This window comes from Streptomyces sp. NPDC057543 (genome assembly GCF_042801895.1).
Taxonomy (GTDB): domain Bacteria; phylum Actinomycetota; class Actinomycetes; order Streptomycetales; family Streptomycetaceae; genus Streptomyces.
Window position 1 is genome coordinate 1 of the sequence record NZ_JBHVFF010000585.1, and the last position, 1,407, is coordinate 1,407.

Below are 1,407 nucleotides of genomic sequence, written 5' to 3' on the forward strand. Positions count from 1 at the left end.
GGTTACAACCGTGGTGCTCAGAGGCCGAGCTCGACCTCGAACTCACCGGCCTCCAGGATCGCCTTGACCGAGGTCAGGTAACGGGCGGCGTCCGCGCCGTCCACCAGACGGTGGTCGTAGGAGAGCGAGAGGTACGTCATGTCGCGCACCGCGATCGTCTCGCCGAGGTCCGGGTGGTCGATGACCACCGGGCGGCGGACCGTGGCACCGATGCCCAGGATGGCTGCCTGGTTCGGGGGCACGATGACGGTGTCGAACAGCGCGCCGCGCGAGCCGGTGTTGCTGATGGTGAAGGTGGCACCGGACATGTCGTCCGGCGTCAGACCGCCACCACGGGCCTTGCCGGCCAGCTCGGCGGTCTTCTTCGAGATACCGGCGATGTTCAGGTCGCCCGCACCCTTGATGACCGGGGTCATCAGACCCTTCTCGGCGTCCACGGCGATGCCGATGTTCTCCGAGTCGAAGTACGTGATGGTGCCCTCGTCCTCGTTGATCCGGGCGTTGATGACCGGGTGGCCCTTCAGCGCCTGGGCCGCCGCCTTCACGAAGAACGGCATCGGGGACAGCTTGACGCCCTCACGGGCGGCGAACGCGGCCTTCGCCTGGTTGCGCAGCTTCATCAGCTTGGTGATGTCGACCTCGACGACCGAGGTCAGCTGGGCCTGCGAGTGCAGCGCCTTCATCATGTTGTCGCCGATGACCTTGCGCATGCGGGTCATCTTGACCGTCTGACCGCGCAGCGGGGAGGCCTCGAGCTTCGGCGCCTTGGCGGCGGCGGGCGCGGCGGCGGGGGCCGGGGCAGCAGCGGCGGCCCTGGCGGCCTCCGCGGCGGCGGCGACGTCCTGCTTGCGGATCCGGCCACCGACGCCGGTGCCCTTGACGGTGCTCAGGTCGACACCGCTCTCGGAGGCGAGCTTGCGCACCAGCGGCGTGACGTACGCGCCCTCGTCGACGGGGGCCGTCGGGGAGACCGGAGCCGGAGCGGCCACGGGTGCCGGAGCGGCCACGGGTGCCGGAGCGGCCGGTGCCGGAGCGGCCGGGGCCACCGGAGCCGGAGCGGCGACCGGGGCGGCGGGCGCCACCGGGGCCGGAGCCGGAGCCGGAGCGGGGGCGGCCGGGGCGGCCGGGGCGGCGGCGGGTGCCGGAGCGGCCGGAGCCGGGGCAGCCGCCGGAGCGGCACCCGCGGCGCCGATGACGGCGAGCTTGGCGCCGACCTCGGCGGTCTCGTCCTCGGCGACGACGATCTCCAGCAGCACACCGGAAACCGGGGCCGGGATCTCGGTGTCGACCTTGTCCGTGGAGACCTCCAGGAGGGGCTCGTCCTCCGTGACCTCCTCGCCGACCTCCTTCAGCCAGCGGGTGACGGTGCCCTCGGTGACGCTCTCGCCGAGCGCCGGGAGGGTGACG

The 1,407-nt window shown here is 72.7% G+C and carries 1 protein-coding gene; it reads right to left on the reverse strand.

Going from position 1 to position 1,407, the window contains the following annotated elements; genetic code table 11:
• Positions 1 to 17: 17 nt before the first annotated feature.
• Positions 18 to 1,407 (reverse strand): 2-oxoglutarate dehydrogenase, E2 component, dihydrolipoamide succinyltransferase (gene sucB, locus ACFU8Q_RS41470; RefSeq protein WP_384465398.1); only part of this gene is annotated, 1,390 nt, incomplete at its 5' end.